The sequence below is a fragment of the Streptomyces sp. JH14 genome (assembly GCF_029428675.1).
GTDB lineage: Bacteria > Actinomycetota > Actinomycetes > Streptomycetales > Streptomycetaceae > Streptomyces.
Genome location: NZ_JAJNEL010000001.1, coordinates 5,503,193 through 5,523,353, shown reverse-complemented (window position 1 = coordinate 5,523,353; position 20,161 = coordinate 5,503,193). Strand labels below are relative to the sequence as shown.

At 69.4% G+C, this 20,161-nt stretch carries 16 protein-coding genes and 1 pseudogene; 7 read left to right on the top strand and 10 right to left on the bottom strand.

The window, feature by feature from the left end; translation table 11 throughout:
- Window positions 1–77 precede the first annotated feature (77 nt).
- Entirely contained in the window at window positions 78–1,079 is a 1,002-nt protein-coding gene (locus tag LRD69_RS24955; protein ID WP_277328775.1) for a proline racemase family protein, read from the top strand.
- Window positions 1,080–1,525: 446 nt separating this feature from the next.
- Window positions 1,526–2,245, top strand: coding sequence for a GntR family transcriptional regulator (locus LRD69_RS24950; protein ID WP_277328774.1), 720 nt, complete (start codon window positions 1,526–1,528; stop codon window positions 2,243–2,245).
- A 133-nt stretch (window positions 2,246–2,378) separates the two neighbouring features.
- Here LRD69_RS24950 and LRD69_RS24945 read toward each other — a convergent pair whose 3' ends face one another.
- Window positions 2,379–4,538: a RecQ family ATP-dependent DNA helicase gene (locus tag LRD69_RS24945; protein ID WP_277328773.1), complete on the bottom strand. Its 2,160-nt coding sequence runs from the start codon at window positions 4,536–4,538 to the stop codon at window positions 2,379–2,381.
- Window positions 4,539–4,752: 214 nt separating this feature from the next.
- Here LRD69_RS24945 and LRD69_RS24940 point away from each other — a divergent pair.
- Both LRD69_RS24940 and LRD69_RS24935 read left to right on the top strand, forming a co-directional pair.
- Window positions 4,753–4,974, top strand: a pseudogene (locus LRD69_RS24940) (recombinase RecQ); the annotation flags it as partial.
- A 217-nt stretch (window positions 4,975–5,191) separates the two neighbouring features.
- Window positions 5,192–5,827, top strand: coding sequence for a hypothetical protein (locus LRD69_RS24935; protein ID WP_277328772.1), 636 nt, complete (start codon window positions 5,192–5,194; stop codon window positions 5,825–5,827).
- 60 nt (window positions 5,828–5,887) lie between these two features.
- Here LRD69_RS24935 and LRD69_RS24930 read toward each other — a convergent pair whose 3' ends face one another.
- The 3 genes from LRD69_RS24930 to LRD69_RS24920 all read right to left on the bottom strand — a co-directional run bounded on the left by LRD69_RS24930 (window position 5,888) and on the right by LRD69_RS24920 (window position 8,029).
- On the bottom strand, window positions 5,888–6,514 hold the full coding sequence (locus LRD69_RS24930; protein WP_277328771.1) for a hypothetical protein: 627 nt from the start codon (window positions 6,512–6,514) through the stop codon (window positions 5,888–5,890).
- Between the two features lie 60 nt (window positions 6,515–6,574).
- On the bottom strand, window positions 6,575–7,285 hold the full coding sequence (locus LRD69_RS24925; protein ID WP_277328770.1) for a ribonuclease HII: 711 nt from the start codon (window positions 7,283–7,285) through the stop codon (window positions 6,575–6,577).
- 117 nt (window positions 7,286–7,402) lie between these two features.
- Entirely contained in the window at window positions 7,403–8,029 is a 627-nt protein-coding gene (locus LRD69_RS24920; protein WP_277328769.1) for a TetR/AcrR family transcriptional regulator, read from the bottom strand.
- A gap of 234 nt (window positions 8,030–8,263) precedes the next feature.
- Between LRD69_RS24920 and LRD69_RS24915 the strand changes: the two genes are divergently transcribed.
- Window positions 8,264–9,817: an MFS transporter gene (locus LRD69_RS24915; protein ID WP_277328768.1), complete on the top strand. Its 1,554-nt coding sequence runs from the start codon at window positions 8,264–8,266 to the stop codon at window positions 9,815–9,817.
- Window positions 9,818–9,944: 127 nt separating this feature from the next.
- Here the strand turns inward: LRD69_RS24915 and LRD69_RS24910 are convergent, their stop codons facing one another.
- The 4 genes from LRD69_RS24910 to LRD69_RS24895 form a co-directional block, all read right to left on the bottom strand.
- Entirely contained in the window at window positions 9,945–11,615 is a 1,671-nt protein-coding gene (locus tag LRD69_RS24910) for a DUF4173 domain-containing protein (RefSeq protein ID WP_277328767.1), read from the bottom strand.
- A 182-nt stretch (window positions 11,616–11,797) separates the two neighbouring features.
- On the bottom strand, window positions 11,798–12,709 hold the full coding sequence (locus tag LRD69_RS24905; protein ID WP_277328766.1) for an ADP-ribosylglycohydrolase family protein: 912 nt from the start codon (window positions 12,707–12,709) through the stop codon (window positions 11,798–11,800).
- 12 nt (window positions 12,710–12,721) lie between these two features.
- On the bottom strand, window positions 12,722–13,381 hold the full coding sequence (locus tag LRD69_RS24900; protein WP_277328765.1) for a histidine phosphatase family protein: 660 nt from the start codon (window positions 13,379–13,381) through the stop codon (window positions 12,722–12,724).
- A 113-nt stretch (window positions 13,382–13,494) separates the two neighbouring features.
- Window positions 13,495–14,100 (bottom strand): YdbC family protein, encoded by a 606-nt coding sequence (locus tag LRD69_RS24895; RefSeq protein WP_277328764.1) that lies wholly within the window; start codon window positions 14,098–14,100, stop codon window positions 13,495–13,497.
- A 438-nt stretch (window positions 14,101–14,538) separates the two neighbouring features.
- Between LRD69_RS24895 and LRD69_RS24890 the strand changes: the two genes are divergently transcribed.
- Window positions 14,539–15,075, top strand: coding sequence for a TerD family protein (locus LRD69_RS24890; protein ID WP_277328763.1), 537 nt, complete (start codon window positions 14,539–14,541; stop codon window positions 15,073–15,075).
- Between the two features lie 165 nt (window positions 15,076–15,240).
- On the opposite strand, the gene LRD69_RS24885 is transcribed toward LRD69_RS24890, so the two are convergent.
- Window positions 15,241–18,144 (bottom strand): vitamin B12-dependent ribonucleotide reductase, encoded by a 2,904-nt coding sequence (locus LRD69_RS24885; RefSeq protein ID WP_277328762.1) that lies wholly within the window; start codon window positions 18,142–18,144, stop codon window positions 15,241–15,243.
- Between the two features lie 160 nt (window positions 18,145–18,304).
- Window positions 18,305–18,817: a transcriptional regulator NrdR gene (gene nrdR, locus LRD69_RS24880; protein WP_277328761.1), complete on the bottom strand. Its 513-nt coding sequence runs from the start codon at window positions 18,815–18,817 to the stop codon at window positions 18,305–18,307.
- Window positions 18,818–19,359: 542 nt separating this feature from the next.
- Between nrdR and lexA the strand changes: the two genes are divergently transcribed.
- The gene (gene lexA / locus LRD69_RS24875; RefSeq protein WP_277328760.1) at window positions 19,360–20,154 is read left to right on the top strand and encodes a transcriptional repressor LexA; all 795 of its coding nucleotides are present in this window, start codon (window positions 19,360–19,362) and stop codon (window positions 20,152–20,154) included.
- Window positions 20,155–20,161 lie beyond the last annotated feature (7 nt).

Genomic DNA, 20,161 nt, shown 5'->3' with positions numbered 1-20,161 from the left:
CGCCCCCCGGCTCACCCACGGTTCCCCCGCAACGCCATTCACCGCAGCAGCACCGACACAAGGGAGACGCTCCGGCCATGCGCAGCAAACTCGTCCTGCACGCCGTCGACTCGCACACCGAGGGCATGCCGACCCGCGTGATCACCGGCGGGATCGGAGCCATTCCCGGCGCGACCATGAACGAGCGGCGGCTGTACTTCCGTGAGCACCGCGACGACATCAAGCAGTTCCTGATGAACGAACCGCGTGGCCACTCCGCGATGAGCGGCGCCATCCTCCAGCCGCCCACCCGCGCCGACTGCGACTGGGGTGTCGTCTACATCGAGGTCTCCGGCTATCTGCCGATGTGCGGGCACGGCACGATCGGCGTGGCGACCGTGCTCGTCGAGACCGGCATGGTCGAGGTCGTCGAGCCGGTCACCACGATCAGGCTCGACACCCCGGCCGGCCTCGTCGTCGCCGAGGTCGCAGTGGAGGACGGGAAGGCAATCAACGTCACCCTCAAGAACGTGCCGTCCTTTTCCGTCGCTCTCGACCGCAAAATCACCCTCGCCGACGGGCGGACGGTGACATACGACCTCGCATATGGCGGCAACTTCTACGCCATCCTGCCGCTGGAGGAGTTCGGGCTGCCCTTCGACCGCCTCCGCAAGGACGACATCCTCGAGGCCGGCCTGTCCCTCATGGAGGCGATCAACACCGAGGAGGAACCCGTCCACCCCGAGGACCCGTCCATCCGCGGCTGTCATCACGTCCACCTGGTCGCTCCCGGCTCCACCGTCCGCCACTCCCGGCACGCAATGGCGATCCACCCGGGCTGGTTCGACCGCTCACCCTGCGGCACCGGCACCAGCGCGCGCATGGCCCAACTGCATGCGCGCGGCGAACTCCCCCTGAACACCGAGTTCGTGAACGAGTCCTTCATCGGGACCAGGTTCACCGGCCGCCTCCTCGGCACCACCGAGGTCGCGGGCATCCCCGCCGTGCTTCCCAGCTTCACCGGCCGCGCCTGGATCACTGGCACCGCCCAGTACCTGCTCGACCCCACCGACCCCTTCCCTGCCGGATTCATCCTCTGAATCCCGGCAGCCCGGCTCCGCGACCGCCGCCGGCCCCAGGCTCGTCCCCGCGGGCTCCTGAAGGGCACCATGACCCCCGTCGTTGTCCACAGCCCCGCCCACCCCGACGAGATTCCTCCCCGATACCCGCACGGTCGGGCACCGCGACGTACTCGCCACCGTCGACCGCGCCCGTGCCGCCTCCCGCCTGAGGGCGCAGCGCGGCGCGACCCGTCCGGCCCGCCGCCCGGCACGCCGCGGCCCGGACGGGTGGAGCCGGCCGGGAGCGAGCTCGCTGCCCTCGTCATGCGCACACAGGACAGGGCAACCCTGGACTTCTGCACCCGGCCCGGACCGCAGCGATCCTCTCCGCTGCATAGATACTGGTGGTGCGTGACATTGCATATGCCGCCTCAAGCTTGCGGACTGCGTTGTCCACACCCCCGCCTGCACGAGGAGTCTCCACCATGGCCGCCGCCCAGCCCAGCCGCTCGCCCTCCCCAGCTCCTGCCCTGCCCACACTCGGCGGCAAGAAGAGCAGCTACCGCGAGCGGGTCGCCGACGCACTGCGGGCAGCGCTGATCGCCGGTGAACTGCTCCCCGGCGAGGTGTACTCCGCGCCGACACTCGCCGCCCGCTTCGGCGTCTCGGCGACCCCGGTACGCGAGGCCATGCTGGACCTGGCCAAAGAGGGCCTGGTCGACACCGTCCCCAACAAGGGCTTCCGGGTCACCGCGGTCTCCGACCAGCAGCTCGACGAATACACCCACATCCGCGCCCTCATCGAGATCCCCACCGTGGTGGCCCTGGCCCGGACCGCCGACCTGGTCTCGCTGGAGGCACTACGCCCGACCGCCCGCGAGATCGTCACCGCCGCGACAGCCGGCGACCTCGTCGCCTACGTCGAGGCCGACACACGCTTCCATCTGAGCCTGCTCGCCCTCGCGGGCAACGCCCACCTGGTCGCGGTCGTCGGCGACCTCCGCAAACGCGCCCGCCTGTACGGCCTCACCGCCCTCGTCGAGGCGGGCCGCCTGCTTGCCTCGGCCGAGGAGCACCTCGAACTCCTCGACGCCCTGATCGCCCGCGACGAGAAGGCCGTGCGCGAGGTCATGACCCGCCACATCGGCCACGTGCGCGGCCTGTGGGCGGCGCGACAGCCCGACCGGCAAGCCAAGGACGGCTGACACCCCCCACGCCCTCTCTCACGCGTGCCGAGCCCGAGCCCAGTGACCCGCTGCCGACCGGTACACGCTCGGCCTCGGCACGCCATCACCGACGGACCATCGAAACAAGAAGCGTTCACAGAACCGTGAAGGCTCAACCTGCTGCTGCGAGGACCATGGGAAGCACCTGTTCGCTGCCTGCCTGGCGGAGCAGGCGGGCAGCAACTGCGAGAGTCCAGCCGGAGTCCGTGTAGTCGTCCACGAGCAGCACGGGTCCAGGAGTGCCGGCCAGGGCACCGGCCAGCTCTCCGGAGACGGCGAAGGAGCCGGAAAGCGTTCTGAGACGTTGGGCCGAGTTGCTGCGACGCACCGCGTGCGCACCGCTCGGCCCGGTGTACGTCAGGGCTCCCAGGAAGGGGAGCCGGCCGATGGTCGCGATTCCCTCGGCGAGGGAGCCGACCAGCTGCGGACGGCTCAGGGATGGCAGCGCGACGACTCCCACCGGCCGCGCCGAGGCTTCCGCGGCATGGGACGCCCAGCCATCCCGAGAGCGCGCCCAGTCGGCAAGGACGGCCACCACGGCCCGCAGAACATCGTCCGGGACCGGCCCGTCGGGCGCGTTCTCCGCCAGCAGCGGGCGCAGGCGGTTGCCCCAGCCGATGTCCGAGAGTCGGCCCAGGGCGCGCCCGGTGGAGCACTGCTCGCCGGCCGGAATTCGACCCTTGAGGTCGATGCCCAGGGCGGGCATCCCCGTCGGCCACATGCGGCGCGGCTCGACCTCGACACCCGGGCGATCCAGTTCCTTCGCCGCCCCCGTCAGCGCCTCAGCAGAAACCGAGAAGTCGATCCAGGCGCCCGCGCAGTTGTCGCAGCGGCCGCACGGGGTCGCCCCCTCGTCGTCCAGCTGCTGACGCAGGAACTCCATCCGGCACCCGGACGTGCTCACGTATTCGCGCATGGCCTGTTGCTCGGCCGTCCGCTGCTGGGCCACCCACGTGTACCGCTCCGTGTCGTACACCCAGGGCTGCCCCGTGCTCGTCCAGCCACCCTTCACCCGCTTGACCGCCCCGTCCACGTCAAGCACCTTCAGCATTGTCTCCAGCCGGGTACGCCGAAGATCCACCGCCGCCTCCAGGGCCGGCACCGACAGCGGCCGTCCCGCATCGGCGAGAGCCGAGAGGGTCTGACGAACCTGCGCCTCGGGCGGGAAGGCAGTATCGGCGAAGTAGCGCCAGATCGCCTCGTCCTCCTTGCCGGGCAGCAACAGCACATCGGCGTGGTCCACCCCGCGTCCTGCCCGGCCCACCTGCTGGTAGTACGCGATCGGCGAGGACGGCGAGCCGAGATGAACCACGAAGCCCAGGTCCGGCTTGTCGAAGCCCATGCCCAGAGCCGACGTCGCGACCAGCGCCTTGACCCGGTTCTCCTGCAGGTCGACCTCGGCCTGCAGCCTGTCGGCGTTCTCCGTGCGCCCCGTGTAGGAGGCCACTGTGAAGCCGCGCTGCCGCAGGAAGGCGGTGGCCTCCTCGGCCGCCGCGACGGTGAGGGCGTAGATGATCCCGGAGCCCGACAGCTCATCCAGGTGCTCGGCGAGCCAGGCCAGGCGGTGCGCGGCGTCCGGCAGCTGGACCACACCCAGGCGCAGGCTTTCCCTTTCCAGCGGGCCGCGCAGAACCAGGGCCTCGCCGGCACCGGTACCCAGTTGCTCGGCCACGTCCGCGGTGACCCGCGCGTTGGCGGTCGCGGTGGTGGCCAGCACCGGCACACCGGGAGCGAGCTCGGCGAGCATCGCCCGCAGCCGGCGGTAGTCGGGGCGGAAGTCGTGGCCCCAGTCGGAGATGCAGTGCGCCTCGTCGACCACCAGCAGGCCGGTCGTGGTCGCGAGCTTGGGCAGCACCTGCTCGCGGAAATCAACAGAATTAAGGCGTTCGGGACTTACGAGGAGAACGTCGGTCTCGCCGCGCTCGACCTCCCCGTAGATGGCGTCCCACTCCTCCGGGTTGGCCGAGTTGATGGTGCGCGCCTGGATGCCGGCCCGCGCCGCCGACTCGACCTGGTTGCGCATCAGCGCCAGCAGCGGCGAGATGATCACCGTCGGGCCCGCGCCACGCCGACGCAGCAGAGCGGTGGCGACGAAGTACACCGCCGACTTGCCCCAGCCGGTGCGCTGCACCACCAGCGCACGCCGGCGCTCCTCCACCAACGCCGCCACCGCCTGCCACTGGTCCTCCCGCAGCCGGGCCGAACCACCGGGGTCACCGACCAGCTCGGCAAGGATGGCGTCGGCTTCGGTGCGGAGCTCCAGGTTGTCCATGCCCCCATGGAACCCGATGGCAAGGACAATCAGCCAACTCACCCAGCGTGACAACCGGCTCGCAAACGGTCCACCGGCCCCACACCGATCGAGGACGGCCGGAACGGAGTGCTCGGCCACGACCGTCCCCGACCGACACGTTCGGACGGGCCGGGGCCCCGAAGTGGCCCAGGATGTGCATGCCTTCCCGGTTCGGTGCCCCCGAGCAGCCGCGGTGCGGATCTCGCAGGCCAACAGCGCCCAGCGGGTATGGGCTCTGCACGAGGCGCTCGTCGTGGAGCGCGAGCCGGCCGGGGCGTTGGCGGCGGCCAGGGGTCCGGTGCTGCTCGTGGACGATCTCCCGGACACCGGCTGGACATCGGCCGTGGCATTCCAGCTGCCGCTCCGGGCCGGGGCGGAAGGGGTGTTTCCGCTGGTCCTCGCTGTTCGGGCGTGACAGGGAGCGTCACCCGTCCACGATGTGGGCAGGGATATCCGTATCATTCCGGCCGATTCCCGTCAGCCTCGCCAATTGCTCGTTGCCGCCTGCCGATACGCCAGGGAGAATTGGACTCGCTCCCCGCACGGTCCCTTCGCGGCCCGGAAGGGCTGTGCTGCGGTGCGCCCCCACCCAACCCTGCCCGCATCGTGGGCGCGTATGCGAAGGGAGGACCGTGACCTTCGGATTCGCTCCGTCCCCAGCCACTTCGATGGCGTCGTCGGTGTCCGCCGACTCCGCCAACCGCCTTGCCAGAATGCTGGAACCGGCCGAGTGGGCCGCTGCGGGCATACCCTTGCTGCGCAGCCCCCGCGAAGTCGTCAGCGGACTGCACACCCGGCACCGGCCGACCCCGGCGACCGCTGTCGTCGCCGTGCTCGACCATGAGGAACGCCTGACGGCCAGTGCGTCCTTCGCCCGTCGCTCCGTCGCCGCGGACGGCTGGGAGTTCCGCAACGCACTGCTGTCGAATCTGCGCCGGGTCATCCCGCACGATCTGCGCCGCCGCACGCCCGTCCGGACGGCGGTACTGCTCTACTGCCGCGACGGGGACGAGCGGTGGACGGAGGAGGACGGGGCCTGGATGTGGGGTCTGCGAGACGCCTGCACGCTGCACGGCCTGCGGTGCGGCGCGTACATCACGCTGACCCACGGCGGATGGCAGGTGCTGGGCGAGGGCCGCGGTGGCCGTCGGCCCAGTTCCACGTCCGCGCCCTCCGCGCTCGCCGACACGGTTGCGGACCACGACCCGTACCCCCTGCGCACCGCCGGCGGCACCGTGGAGCCGCTGCGACGTACCGCGGCCCGCTGATCCGGGGCGTGGGCCCGGCCGCCCTGTCGGGCAGCCGGGTCACCACGGCCGTGCGTGCCGTCAGACGCCGACGCCGACGCCGAGGACGGTGTTGATCCGCTGCGGGTCACCGCAGACGATCAACAGCGCTCCGGCGCGCTCCAGCGCGAGGGGCAGCGCACGGGCGGCGGCGTCATCGGCCTCACCGTTGAGCGCGACGATCACCACGGGACGGGCATTCACCCGGTCCCCGGCCGCGGCTCCGGCGAAGAAGACGTCGTCGCCGGCGTCGTGCTGGGCCCAGTAGGCGGCCTCTCCGAAGGAGAGTTCGTGGGTCGCCCACGGGTGGTGCTCACCGGTGGTGAGCACCAGGATGTCGCCCGGTGCGCGTCCGGAGTCGAGCAGCAGGTCCACCGCCTCGTCGGCGGCGTCGAGTGCACCGCCGGCCGAGGCCGGGATCAGCTGGATCTGCGGCGTGGAACGCTCGTGCGAGCGGACCGCAGGAGCCTGACCGGGCGTGGGGTGCGGACGCTGCGCCGGGGGCGCAGGCCGTGCGGGACCGGGGCCCGGTCGACCGGGGCGCGGCGTGGCCGCGGAACGCGGACCGGGTACGGGACGGGGGGTCGACGCGGTGCGGCCTGCGGCCGGCGTGACGCGGGGACCCTGGGCGCTCTCGTGAATCTGAGGCTCCTCGGGGATGAGAGGCATGAGTGGTTGTCTATCAAACGCTGACGCCGTGAGCGTCAGCGGGTGGGTACAAATGCGCGATCAGAAGTCGAAGCCGAGCTGGCCCCCGCTTTCCAGTGCAGCCGCCTCGGCGGAAATGCGAACCTTCTTCAGGTGCTGCCACCGGGGCAGCGCGTCGAGGTAGGACCACGAGAGGCGGTGGTAGGGCGTGGGCCCCAGCGCCTCCAGCGCGGCCCTGTGCACGGGGGACGGGTAGCCGGCGTTGGCGTCGAAGGCGAAGTCTGTGTACTCCCCCGATTCCGCGCCCAGTTCGGCCATCCTCGCGTCTCTGCGGACCTTCGCGATCACCGAGGCGGCCGCGACCGCGACACAGGACTGGTCGCCCTTGATGACGGTCCTGACCGTCCAGGGCTCTCCGAGGTAGTCGTGCTTGCCATCGAGTATCACCGCGTCGGGGCGCACGGGCAGCGCGTCGAGGGCGCGCACAGCCGCGAGGCGCAGGGCCGCGGTCATCCCCAGGTCGTCGATCTCCTGCGGCGAGGCGTCTCCGAGACCGAAGGCGGTGACCCATTCCTCGAGCAGCGGCGCCAGTTCGGCGCGGCGCTTGGGGCTGATCAGCTTGGAGTCGGTGAGCCCGGCGGGAGGCTTGCGGAGGCCGGTGACGGCCGCACACACGGTGACCGGTCCCGCCCACGCTCCGCGACCGACCTCGTCGACACCGGCGACGGTCTTGGCACCGGTGGTAGCGCGCAGTGAGCGCTCGACGGTGTGCGTGGGTGGTTCGTACGGCATGGCGCCAGCCAGGTTACGCCGACGGGGACGCCGAGAACACCCCGGGGCGCCGGACCGCTCTCCGTCGGTGACGCCACGCCGACGGAACGTCCACGGACCGGCCGCCGGCCGTCGCGCTCAGGTGCCGGAGGAGCGGAGCAGCGGCACCGCGACCCGATCGATCATTTCGGCGATCTCGCCATCCGGCCATTCGCTGCCGCACACCTTGCTGCGGTACATCATCATCGCGGGAATCACTTCGAGGGTCAGCGCGTCCGTCGCGTCGGAGCGGACGTCGCCCCGCCTGATTCCTCGGTCGACGACCTCCCGGAAGAGCGCGGTGGACGGCTGGATCACTCCTTTGAGGATCACCGACTGGAACCGCTCGGCGGCGTGTGCGTCGCACTCGTGAAGTACGGAGCGCAGCGCGCATCCGGGCTTCGAGAACATGGCGTCGCGCAGCCTCCGGCAGAGGTGGTAGAGATCTTCGCGCACGCTGCCGAAGTCGGGCGCCTCGGCCAGCGGCGGCAGTGCCGCCTGCAACGCGTCGACCACCAGATCCTCCTTCGAGGGCCATCGCCGGTAGACCGCGGCCTTCCCTGTCTGGGCCCCGGCGGCAACGCCCTCCATGGTCAGCCCGTTCCAGCCCACCGTGCTCAGCTGTTCCAGGGCGGCATCGAGGATCGCGCGTTCCAGTACGGGCCCGCGGCGGCGCAGCGACGCCATCGGCGGCCGAGCGGCGGCCCCCGAGTGCGAGGTAACCATCAGCTTTTCTCCATCGGGACGGGCCGGGACGTCGAGGCGGATTCAGGACGTCCGGGCGGAACATGACACATCGGAACCGATCGGTGCCGGACCGGGCAGACCCGGCCGGGCGATTCCGCGGGCAGCCCGGCAGCGGCAGCTTCAGTGAACGCTTGCGTTCACTGACGGGGACTCACTACCGTTGCCGAGACAGTGAACGCTTCCGTTCACTAATTCACTTGTGGGGGATCCATAGTGACAACCTCTCAGTTAGAAGCGCAGACTCCGCCGGGCGCGGCTCGGCGGCAGGGGCGACGGGGGATCGCTCTCACGGTCATCGCCGCATGTCAGTTGATGGTTGTGCTGGATGCCACGATCGTCAACATCGCGCTGCCGCACATCCAGGACGCGCTCAGTTTCTCCACCACCGATCTGTCCTGGGTGCTCAGCGCCTACACGCTCACCTTCGGCGGCCTGCTCCTGCTCGGTGGCCGGGCCGGTGACATCCTCGGCCGCCGCCGGGTCTTCATCACCGGAATCCTGGTCTTCACCTTCGCCTCACTGCTGGGCGGACTGGCCCAGGAGCCCTGGCAGTTGCTCGCGGCCCGGGCTCTCCAGGGCGTCGGCGGGGCCATCGCCTCACCGACATCACTGGCCCTCATCACCACCACGTTCCCCGAAGGCCCCGAGCGGAACCGCGCGTTCGGAGTCTTTGCCGCCGTCTCGGCGGGTGGCGGCGCAATCGGCCTGCTGGCCGGCGGAATGCTCACCGAATGGCTCGACTGGCGCTGGGTCTTCTTCGTCAACGTACCGATCGGTGTGCTGATCGCGGTACTGGCCCCCGTCTACATAAGTGAGTCCCAGAGGCATCCCGGCCGCTTCGACGTCTCGGGCGCACTGACCTCGACCCTCGGCATGGCCTCGCTGGTGTACGGATTCATCCGGGCCTCCGAGGAGGGCTGGCGGGACTCCCTCACCGTGGGGTCCTTCGCCGCCGCGGTGATACTCCTCGCCGCATTCGTACTCATCGAGATGCGCGCGAAGGAACCGATCACCCCGCTGAGGTTGTTCGCCGACCGCAACCGGTCGGGGACGTACCTCGTCATGCTCAGCCTGGCCGCCGCCATGCTCGGCATGTTCTTCTTCATCGTGCTGTTCGTGCAGAACGTCCTGGGCTACAGCCCGATCGCTTCAGGTCTGGCCTTCCTGCCCGTGACGGTCGCGATCATCGCGGGTGCGGGGCTGTCGCAGCGGCTGCTGCCGGTGCTGGGTCCCAAGCCGTTCATGATCACCGGCTCGGCACTCACCGGAACCGGCCTCTTCTGGCAGACGTTCATCTCGCCCGACAGCTCCTATGTGAGCGGGGTACTGGGACCGATGCTCCTGTTCGGCTTCGGCATGGGGCTGAACTTCGTCACGCTGACCCTGACCGCCGTCTCCGGGGTTGCGCAGCACGAGGCGGGCGCGGCATCCGGGCTGCTCAATGCGAGCCAGCAGGTGGGTGGTTCGCTGGGGCTGTCCATTCTGGTGACCGTTTTCGGAACAGCGAGCCGGAACGAAGCGGAGAAGCAGATTCCGTCGTTCATGGCGCAGGCCACGCCGGAGCAGCAGGCTGCATTCGCCAAGTCGCACGAGCTGCCCGCGCCTTGGGGGCACGAGGTGCTCGTCCAGGGCATTTCGACGGCGTTCACGGCAGCGGTGGCCATGGCGGCTCTCGCCCTGCTCACCGCGGTGCTGGTGATCCGGGTACGCAAGAGCGATCTGGACTCACTGAGCGGCCGGGCGTCCGCGGGCGGACCCGGAGCGTAACGGCGGCGCAGGCGGCGATACGCCGGTACGCGCAAGCGGAAGCACACGCACCGGCACAGGTGCAGGCCGTCCACGGGGGTGCGGCCTGCACCTGCCCCGAACGCCGGGACCGACTCGGTCGTCTCGATCAGTACGGGTCGTAGGGGTCGTACGGATCGTCTCCGTCCTCGCCTCGGTCGCTGCCGTCCTCCCCCCTCCCCAGGCCTGCGCAGTCCGTGTTCAGCGCGCTCGCGCTCCGGTTCTCCAGGATGTCCCGCGCCCGCGCCTCCCCCCAACTGGACGCGTACCAAGGAGCTTCGGACGCCCGCAACGTCTCCTGGATCTCGCCGAGGGCACAGGACCGAAGCGGTTCGGGCAGTGTGTCGAGGGCCGGTACGGCGTCGGCGGAGAGGCCGCGCAGGTAGTCGACGTCGATCGTGTGATGGGTGCGGAAGCGCTGAACGTTCTGTTCCGCGATCAGCCCGTCGGGCGAGACCAGGCCGAACGCGAGCACGCCGACGGCCGCGCTGGCCGCCACGGCGCGCGGCAGCAGCCGGGCGCCGAACACACCCGCAGCCATGATCAGCACCAGCACCGCCCCCAGCCACAGCTCCACCGCGGCCACCGATATGCGCAGCCGGGTCAGGCCGTACGCATCGACGTACAGGTCCATGCGCCGCAGCGCGGAAGCCACCACCACGAGGGTGAACAGGCACAGTACGCCGAGAACGGACCTGACGAGAGTGCGGTCGCGGGGAGCGCCGCGAGGGGCCCAGCGAAGAGCGAGCGCTATCACCAAGAGGGTGAGCAGCGTTGCCCACAGCAACTGCCAGAAACCCTGGCGGGCATATGCGGAGTAGCTGAGATCGGTCTCGGCCATCACCTTGTCGTATCCGCCGAGCAGCACGGTGAGCTGGATGGCGAGGAAGATGGCGAAGAGCAGATTCAGCACGATGAGCGGAAGGGCCCATTCCAAGCGGCCGCGGGCCGTGCCGGCGCGCACGGTGATGCGGTCCCAGCGCACCGGGGCTGCGGCGGTGTGGGCGGCGGCGAGCGCACCGACCAGACCGACCACGAAGAGGAAGAGTCGCCAGGGACCGTCGCCCAGCGATACATCCGGGATCAGATTGCCGAGCACATCGGCGAACGCAGCGTCCGCGCCGGCGAAGAGCGCTCCGAACACGATGAGCAGCACAACGGCCACCGCGGTGGACCGGAAGGCGACGCCCCATCGGTCGCGGGACCCCGCCATGCGGGCGCGAGCGCCTCGCCCGCCCCATTTCAGCCCTTCGGCGACCGAGGAGAGCAGGCCCACCGAACCGAGGAACACGCCGAGCCAGCTGCGTCCGCCGTGCAGGGCGAGGGAGCCGAGCGCGACGGCCGACGCCACGGCGAGGAAGGTGGGCCATCCCGCGTCCCGGAGCGCCGGGACGGCGAGAAGTGCCAGACCGCCGACCCCCCAGACGGCAGTCCAGGGACGGAGCCGCCGGCCGGCGGCCTGTGCGGCGAAGAAGGCCGCAAGTGCAGCGGGGACCGCCACGATCAGCAGGTTCGGGCCGAGACCGTCCCCCAGCAGCAGCGCGCTGAGGAGCGCGGTGGCGACTACCGACCAGAGCGTGGCGGTGCGGATGGCGGCCGGCCCGGCCGGGCGCAGCCGCGCGACCGTACCGGCCTTCCGGTCTCCGCTCTGCCAAGGATTGGGCGACTGCGGTGGTTGCCATCCCTGCTGCGCGTACGCCGGGATCTCGGGCGGCTCCGGCACGCGAGACGGCTGAGGCGCCTCCGGCTGCCGGGGTGGCTCTGACGTCTGATCGGACATGGGACCCCTCCCACCGAGCTGTGCCCACGCGGCTGCTGAGCAGCGTGGGCGCTTCGGCTCTCATTCGGCGCACGCCCGACGCGGTGATCATGGGCGGCGGCGTGGCCGAAAGAGTAGCCCGCTGCTTTCTGCCGCAGACGGTCGGGAAAGGGCTGTATCAGTACCGTGACAGTCGGAACGCGTCAGCTGAGCCCCGGCCGGGGAAGCCACCCCGGCAGCTCTTCCGTCCGTGCCGACCAGTCGGCCGGCGGGGCACCCGCCTTGCCCGCTGCGATGACCCCGCCGACGATGGCGCAGGTCGTGTCGACATCGCCACCGGCCTGAGCGGTCAGCCAGAACGCCTGCTCGAAGTCGCCGAGGCTCCGCGCCGCGGACCAGAGGGCGAAGGGCACGGTGTCATGTGCACTTGTACGGCGTCCGTTGCCGAGGACGGCCGCCACGGTCCCGGCATCGCTGTAGTCGAGCATGTCGCGCGCCCGGCGCAGCCCGGCCCCCACTGCGCTGCGCGGCACGAGAGCGACGACCCCGTCGAGGAGATCGGTCGGCGTCGGCGGCCCGCCGGGCGCGGCGGCGAGTGCGGCGGCCGCCGCCACGGCCATCGCTCCCACGACCGCCTCCCGGTGCTGATGCGTGGTGTACGAGGAGATCTCGGCCTGGTGCGTGGCCTGCTCGGGGTCGTCCGCGTACCAGGCACCGAGGGGTGCGATGCGCATGGCCGAACCATTGCCCCAGGAGCCCTGCCCCTGGAACAGCGCGGATGCCAGCTCACGCCAGTCGCCGCCCTCCCGGACCAGCCGCAGCAGCCGGTTCACGGCGGGGCCGTATCCGCGGTCGAAGTCGTGGTGATCTGCGAACGAGTGGGCGAGCGCGTCCTGGTCGATGCGGTCGTGCCCGACGAGTACGGCCAGCACCGAGCAGGCCATCTCCGTGTCATCGGTCCACTGCCAGGGTCCGGACGGCAGTGCGCGCTGCTTCAGCAGCGGATAGTTGGCGGGCACAAAGAACTGGGAGCCCAGGGCGTCCCCCACGGACAGCCCCCGCAGGCTGGCCAGGGCGCGTTCGAAGCGTTGGGCGGAAGCGGAGTCAACGGTCATCGCCTCTCCACTCTATCCGGTGATGCCGTACGGCTCAGGGGTACGCCACCGCTCGAACGGCCGGTCAAGTGTGTAGCGCCCGTCGTCGCCGAGCATCAGCGTCCGCGTCTCTCCGTTGCCCGGGTTGGACAGTGACTCGAATTCGGCGACCGACCAGTGGAACCACCGCATGCAGAACAACCGCATCGTCAGCCCATGGGTGACCAGCAGAACATTGGGCGGATGATCGGGGTCCTCGAAACTCCGGTGCAGGCTCTCCAGAAATGCCCCGACCCGGTCGTACACATCCGCGCCGGACTCCCCCTGCGCGAAGCGGTAGAAGAAGTGCCCGTAGGCATCCCGATAGGCCTTCTGCAGTCTCACGTCTTCGCGGTCCTGCCAGTTCCCCCAGTCCTGCTCGCGCAACCGCGGTTCCTCGCGCACCCGCACGCGCTCCAGGTCGAGCCCGAGCGACCTGAACGTCTCGTGCGTGCGGCGGTACGGCGAGACGTACACGCTGATCCGTTCCTCACCGAAGAGGTCGCGCAGCCGTACCCCCGTCTCCCTGGCCTGTCGCAACCCCGCCGAGGTGAGCCTCAATGCATGGTCGGGCTCGCGTTCGTACACCGTGTCGTCGGCATTGCCCTCGGACTCGCCGTGCCGGACGAGGACAATGCGCTGCGGTCGTGCCATGTACAGACCCTAGATCGAGTCCGGCCCATTCGAGCAGTTGTCCGGACCTCCGGCCTCCGTATGTCGCCGTGCAACGGGGCTGCAGGCTGCCTTCGCCCCGGGGCTCCAGCGGATCACACCGTCCAGGACGGCTCGAGCTGCACGACGTCCCCCTCCAGTGCCGCGACGTCCTCGTCGGTCTGCGCCCGCTGCGACAACCTCTCGATGCTTCCCGGCCGGTACTTGCCGCGCTCGGCGCTGGACTGCCACATCGACAGCACCAGGAATTCGTGCCCCGGCGCCTCTCCGAACACACCGCGCAGCATGCCGGGAGATCCGGCCATCGCCGGATTCCACACCCTCTCCTGCATCAGGGCGAAATGTTCGACGCGGTCCCCGTACACCCTGCTGTGCGCGACTCTGACCACATCCGCATCGGTGAAGCGGGGCTCGAAGCCCGTCTTCACATCGAATCGGTGGTCGAAAAGCTTGACCTGGATGTCGCCGTACGTTCCGGACTGCGCGGCAGCCAACCCGTCGTGCGCACGCGCCATGAAGGAGTCGTAGAAGACCCGGTTCTCCCAGAACGCGAACACATGGGCAACCTCCGGCCGCCCCCGGCTCCAGCCACCCCCCTGTCCCCTGAACCCCGGCTCACCGAGAAGCCCCGACCACTTTCGCTGCCCCCGCTCGAAACCGCGGCGGTCCACCACGGTGCAGCGAATCCACTTGACCAGCACCGCGCCATCGTACGGCGCAGAACGTGGCGTGGGTCACGCTCTGGCGGAGTACGTCCGAACCACGGGCAAATCGGCGTAAGAGAGCGCATGGTTGTCTCCATCGGCTTCGGAATCGACGCCTGTCACGGAGTGAGTCACGTACTCGGCCTGGAGAACATCGCAGCCCCGGAACGCGACGGCGCCTGCCCGGGCGCCCTCTCCGTCCGTATCCCGTATCGAGTACGCCTCCTTCATGCGCCGGGCCGGCAGCGCGACCGAGCTGTTCCGCGAAGGGCCCGGACGGCGTCCGCCGGGCCGCACCCCGCACTGAACTGCGCCGGAACCGGCAGTGGCCCGATTCCGCCCCCCGTGACCAAGCCGGTTGGATCCAGGGGGCGTTGCGGACATGATCGGGTGGTACGACCGGTCCGACGGCCCAGTGGCACGGAGGGAAACCCGATGAGCACGCCCAACAAGGACATCGAGAAGGTCGAAGTCAGGCTCAAATGGGACCCGAGTCCCCCGGGGGCCCCCGCCCATGACCTGGACATCATCGCGGCCACCTACCCGGCGGACGAGCCGTACGGCGGCCCTGCGTATCTCGTGCACTTCGACAGCCGTTCGCCGGACGGCACCATCATGCTGAACCGCGACAGCAGGACCGGCCAGGGCCTCGGTTTCGACGAGGTGATGACTCTGGAACTGAACCGGCTGTCGGCCGTGTACGCCCGGGTCGTCATCGGAGTCGCCATTCAGCAGCGGAACGGCCGGAGGACCTTCGAGGACATAGCCAACGCCGGCGTGCAGATTCGTGAGGGCTACACGAATCTCGCGGAGGACGACTTCTCCGCAGTCGGCGGCGCCACCGCGGCGACGGTCGCCGAGTTCGTCCGGGACGCCTCGGGCGGCTGGGAGTTCCAGAAAACGGTCCGGGGGTTCGACGGCGATCCCGTTTCCTTCGCCGCAGCCATGGGAAACCGCGCGCCCGACGAGTGAGGCTGGGCGCGCAGCAGGGCGGAGAGCCGGTCAGCCGGGGCGGGCACCGGGCAAGCCGCTGAACCAGGCACGGCACCGGACACCGGAAACCGCCAGGGCGGCGGAGCCGAGACAATCGGCTCCGCCGCCCTGACCGGGTGACTCACATCTGGACCGCGCCCAGGATCAGCTGCAGCCGCTGGTCGAGCCGCAGCCCTCGCAGATGTAGCAGGATCCGGCTCGCTGCATCTTCGTACCGCAGGAGAAGCACAGCGGCGCGTCCGCACTGATGCCCAGCTGCATCTCGACGAGCTCCGCCGAGGTGTGCGCCGTCCTCGGGGCAGGCTTCTCGGCCTCCACCGGGGAGGCCACGGCCTTCAGCGGCTCCGTGCGCAGCGGGACGGACTGGACCAGGCTCTCGACGTCGAGCTCCTCGTCCTCGAGCGACGGCTCGTACGAACCGGTGTCGAGGTGACGCTGACGCTCCTCGGCGGAGTGGATGCCGAGCGCCGAGCGGGTCTCGAACGGCAGGAAGTCCAGCGCCAGGCGGCGGAAGATGTAGTCGACGATCGACTGCGCCATCCGCACGTCCGGGTCGTCCGTCATGCCGGCGGGCTCGAAGCGCATGTTGGTGAACTTCGAGACGTACGTCTCCAGCGGGACGCCGTACTGCAGACCGACCGAGACGGCGATGGAGAAGGCGTCCATCATGCCCGCGAGGGTGGAACCCTGCTTGGACATCTTCAGGAAGACCTCACCGAGACCGTCGTCCGGGTAGGAGTTGGCGGTCATGTAGCCCTCGGCGCCGCCCACCGTGAAGGAGGTGGTGATGCCGGGACGGCCCTTCGGAAGGCGCTTGCGGACCGGGCGGTACTCGACGACCTTCTCGACCGCCGTGCGGATGGTCTCCTCGGCCTTGGCGGTGACCTCGGCCTTCTCCTTCTCCTTGGTCTTGGCGGAGAGGGGCTGGCCGACCTTGCAGTTGTCGCGGTAGATCGCGAGCGCCTTGACGCCCATCTTCCACGCCTCGAAGTACACCTCTTCGACGTCCTCGACGGTGGCCGTCTCCGGCAGGTTCACCGTCTTGGAGAGTGCGCCGGAGATCCACGGCTGGATGGCGGCCATCATGCGCACGTGGCCCATCGCGGAGATGGAACGCTCGCCCATCGCGCAGTCGAAGACCTCGTAGTGCTCGTCCTTCAGGCCGGGGGCGTCGATCACATTGCCGTGCTCGGCGATGTGGGCGACGATCGCCTCGATCTGCTCCTCCTGGTAGCCCAGGCGGCGCAGGGCCTGCGGGACGGTGCCGTTGACGATCTGCATCGAGCCGCCGCCGACCAGCTTCTTGAACTTGACCAGGGCGAGGTCGGGCTCGAGGCCGGTGGTGTCGCAGGACATCGCGAGACCGATGGTGCCGGTGGGCGCGATGACCGAGGCCTGCGCGTTGCGGAAACCGTTCTTCGCGCCGAGGCGGATGACGTCCTGCCAGGCCTCCGTGGCCGCGGCCCAGATCGAGTTGTCCAGGTCGTCCACGTGGACGGCCGTGGCGTTGGCGTCGGCGTGCTGCTTCATGACGCGCTGGTGCGGCTCGGCGTTGCGAGCGTAGCCGTCGTACGGGCCGACGACCGCGGCGAGCTCGGCGGAGCGCTTGTACGAGGTACCGGTCATCAGCGACGTGATCGCACCGGCGAGGGCGCGGCCGCCGTCGCTGTCGTAGGCGTGGCCGGTCGCCATCAGCAGGGCGCCGAGGTTGGCGTAACCGATGCCCAGCTGACGGAAGGCGCGGGTGTTCTCGCCGATCTTCTCGGTCGGGAAGTCCGCGAAGCAGATGGAGATGTCCATCGCGGTGATGACGAGCTCGACGACCTTGGCGAAGCGCTCGGACTCGAAGGACTGGTTGCCCTTGCCGTCGTCCTTGAGGAACTTCATCAGGTTCAGCGAGGCGAGGTTGCACGAGGTGTTGTCCAGGTGCATGTACTCGCTGCACGGGTTCGAGCCGTTGATCCGGCCGGACTCGGGGCAGGTGTGCCAGTGGTTGATCGTGTCGTCGTACTGGATGCCGGGGTCGGCGCAGGCCCAGGCGGCCTCGGCCATCTTGCGGAAGAGGGACTTGGCCTCGACCTCTTCGATGACTTCACCGGTCATCCGGGCACGCAGCCCGAACGTGCCGCCGGACTCGACGGCCTTCATGAACTCGTCGTTCACGCGCACCGAGTTGTTGGCGTTCTGGTACTGGACGGACGTGATGTCGTCGCCGCCCAGGTCCATGTCGAAGCCCGCGTCACGCAGGGCGCGGATCTTCTCCTCCTCCTTGACCTTGGTCTCGATGAAGTTCTCGATGTCGGGGTGGTCGACGTCGAGAATGACCATCTTGGCCGCGCGACGGGTGGCGCCACCGGACTTGATCGTTCCGGCGGACGCGTCGGCGCCACGCATGAAGGAGACGGGACCGGAGGCGTTGCCACCGGAGGACAGCAGCTCCTTGGAGGAGCGGATGCGGGAGAGGTTCAGGCCGGCGCCGGAACCGCCCTTGAAGATCATGCCCTCTTCCTTGTACCAGTCGAGGATCGACTCCATGGAGTCGTCGACGGACAGGATGAAGCAGGCGGAGACCTGCTGCGGCTGGGGCGTACCGACGTTGAACCAGACCGGCGAGTTGAAGCTGAAGATCTGGTGCAGGAGGGCGTACGCCAGCTCGTGCTCGAAGATCTCGGCGTCGGCCGGGGAGGCGAAGTAGTGGTAGTCCTCGCCCGCCTTGCGGTACGTCTTCACGATCCGGTCGATCAGCTGACGCAGCCCGGTCTCGCGCTGCGGCGTGCCGACGGCCCCCCGGAAGTACTTGCTGGTGACGATGTTGACCGCGTTCACCGACCAGAAGTCGGGGAACTCGACGCCACGCTGCTCGAAGTTGATCGAGCCGTCGCGCCAGTTGGTCATGACGACGTCACGGCGCTCCCATGCCACCTCGTCGTACGGATGCACGCCAGGGGTGGTGTGGATGCGCTCGATACGCAGGCCCTGCTTGGTCGCAGTCGACTTGGATCCCTTGGCTCGGGAACCTCGTGCCGGGCCGCTCGCCGTCTCTGTCATGCCGCCTCCCATATGTGGGCAAAAACGCCCTGAAGTGCCCAGAACTTCCCGGGGCACAGTCTGTCTCTGATGCTTCGGACGCCGCGCACAGCGCCCGGAGCAAGTCTCTGTAGCCGCCCTGCCGCTGATCGACTGAACTCTGTTGATCAGCCGGTGTCGTTCAGTCGGCGGCGACGGCGGGAACGGGGACCTCAAGGGTCTCGCCGGTCCCGCATCCCTCCACGGGAGGCCGCCGCTCACGGAGTTCCGCGATGGCGGCCTCGAAGTCTTCGAGTGTGTCGAACGCCCGGTACACGGACGCGAAGCGCAGGTACGCGACGAGGTCGAGTTCCTGCAGGGGGCCGAGTATGGCCAGACCCACGTCGTGGGTGGTCAGCTCGGCACTTCCGGTGGCGCGCACCGCCTCCTCGACCCGCTGGCCGAGCATGGCGAGGGCGTCCTCGGTGACGGGCCGCCCCTGGCACGCCTTGCGCACACCGGAGATGACCTTGGTACGGCTGAAGGGTTCGGTGACTCCGCTGCGCTTCACCACCATCAGCGAGCAGGTCTCCACCGTCGTGAAACGGCGGGAGCAGTCGGGGCACTGACGGCGACGGCGGATCGACGTGCCGTCATCGGTGGTGCGACTGTCGACGACCCGGCTGTCGGGGTGCCTGCAGAAGGGGCAGTGCATGGCTCCCAACCCTCCTTCACAGCACGACTGAATAGCCTCGCCAGGTCCCGCCAGGGACCCTCGAAGCAGCCACAAGCATATGCGATGGTCGCGGCCTCGATCGACCCAGACCACAACTTCTGGGCAGCTGGAACAATCCAACCACTAGATCTTGGGTTTCGTCGCACATTCGGCCCTGGTGCGTGTCGCGCATCCCGGGCGGCTCACAGGTAGCGTACGACCGACGACGAGGCTACGGGACACACATGCCCACCCGGATCGCGGGGCACTGCCGCGCGGGCCGGGAGGGCAGCCGGAAGACCACCCCGCGCGGCGGCGTCGCGGCCGCGAAGGCTACCGTAAAGGTCCCAATTGCGGGTCGCCCGGGACTCACCCCGCACCCGTCCCGCGGACGGCAAAAGCCTGACCGAGCCCCGCCCATACACCTCACCGCAAACAGGGCACAGACTTTTATTCGTTTTTCACTCGAACGTGTGTTTGGCGCAACCTTTCGAAAGCTACTACCGTTGTCCAGCTAGGGAGAACATTCGAGAGGGGCCGACGTGACCACCACCGCAGACAGTGCCACCATCACTGCCCAGGACCGCTCCCAGAGCCGACTCGAGCCGGTGCATGCCATGAATGACTCAGTCACGAACACGGAGGGACCAGAGCCGGCGCGCCCAGCGCGCTCGCTCCCAGGGCGACCTCCAGGAATCCGAGCGGACAGCTCGGGGCTCACGGACCGGCAGCGGCGAGTGATCGAGGTCATCCGGGACTCCGTGCAGCGTCGCGGATACCCGCCCTCGATGCGGGAGATCGGTCAGGCGGTGGGCCTGTCCAGCACATCATCCGTAGCCCATCAGCTGATGGCCCTGGAGCGCAAGGGCTTCCTGCGCCGCGACCCCCACCGCCCCCGGGCGTACGAGGTCCGCGGTTCGGACCAGCCCAGCTCGCAGCCCACCGACACGACGGGCAAGCCCGCCGCTTCGTATGTGCCACTGGTCGGCCGGATCGCAGCCGGCGGCCCGATCCTCGCCGAGGAATCCGTCGAGGACGTCTTCCCTCTCCCCCGCCAGCTGGTCGGGGACGGAGAGCTGTTCGTCCTGAAGGTCGTCGGTGACTCGATGATCGAGGCGGCCATCTGTGACGGGGACTGGGTCACCGTGCGCCGTCAGCCCGTCGCGGAGAACGGTGACATCGTGGCCGCGATGCTGGACGGCGAGGCCACGGTCAAGCGCTTCAAGCGGGAGGACGGTCATGTATGGCTGCTCCCGCACAACTCCGCGTACCAGCCAATCCCCGGCGACGAGGCGACCATCCTCGGCAAGGTCGTGGCAGTGCTGCGGCGGGTGTGAAGATCGC

Bases quoted from the DNA above. Each gene is read 5' to 3' on its own strand.
- LRD69_RS24955 (WP_277328775.1), top strand. From the start codon at position 78: ATGCGCAGCAAACTCGTCCTGCACGCCGTCGACTCGCACACCGAGGGC.
- LRD69_RS24950 (WP_277328774.1), top strand. From the start codon at position 1,526: ATGGCCGCCGCCCAGCCCAGCCGCTCGCCCTCCCCAGCTCCTGCCCTG.
- LRD69_RS24945 (WP_277328773.1), bottom strand. From the start codon at position 4,538: ATGGACAACCTGGAGCTCCGCACCGAAGCCGACGCCATCCTTGCCGAG.
- LRD69_RS24930 (WP_277328771.1), bottom strand. From the start codon at position 6,514: ATGCCTCTCATCCCCGAGGAGCCTCAGATTCACGAGAGCGCCCAGGGT.
- LRD69_RS24925 (WP_277328770.1), bottom strand. From the start codon at position 7,285: ATGCCGTACGAACCACCCACGCACACCGTCGAGCGCTCACTGCGCGCT.
- LRD69_RS24920 (WP_277328769.1), bottom strand. From the start codon at position 8,029: ATGGTTACCTCGCACTCGGGGGCCGCCGCTCGGCCGCCGATGGCGTCG.
- LRD69_RS24910 (WP_277328767.1), bottom strand. From the start codon at position 11,615: ATGTCCGATCAGACGTCAGAGCCACCCCGGCAGCCGGAGGCGCCTCAG.
- LRD69_RS24905 (WP_277328766.1), bottom strand. From the start codon at position 12,709: ATGACCGTTGACTCCGCTTCCGCCCAACGCTTCGAACGCGCCCTGGCC.
- LRD69_RS24900 (WP_277328765.1), bottom strand. From the start codon at position 13,381: ATGGCACGACCGCAGCGCATTGTCCTCGTCCGGCACGGCGAGTCCGAG.
- LRD69_RS24890 (WP_277328763.1), top strand. From the start codon at position 14,539: ATGAGCACGCCCAACAAGGACATCGAGAAGGTCGAAGTCAGGCTCAAA.
- LRD69_RS24885 (WP_277328762.1), bottom strand. From the start codon at position 18,144: ATGACAGAGACGGCGAGCGGCCCGGCACGAGGTTCCCGAGCCAAGGGA.
- nrdR (WP_277328761.1), bottom strand. From the start codon at position 18,817: ATGCACTGCCCCTTCTGCAGGCACCCCGACAGCCGGGTCGTCGACAGT.